Consider the following 242-nt stretch of genomic DNA (forward strand, 5'->3'; position numbering starts at 1 on the left):
AATCAGATCCATGTCGTATTCGCGTTCGAGCCGCTCCTGGATAATCTCCATATGCAGCATGCCCAGGAATCCACAGCGGAAACCAAACCCAAGCGCATCAGAATTTTCTGGCTCGTGAAACAGCGAAGCATCGTTCAGGGAGAGTTTTTCCAACGCATCGCGGAAGCTTTCAAAGTCATCCAAGCTCACCGGGAATAAACCGGCATACACCTGTGGTTTGACCTTCTGGAATCCTGGTAACG

1 pseudogene is annotated in these 242 nt (G+C 50.4%); it reads right to left on the reverse strand.

The annotated features are described in order from the left end of the window. A pseudogene (locus Q4563_RS22005) lies at positions 1-242 on the reverse strand (elongation factor 4); the annotation flags it as partial.

The organism is Gilvimarinus sp. 1_MG-2023 (assembly GCF_030548285.1).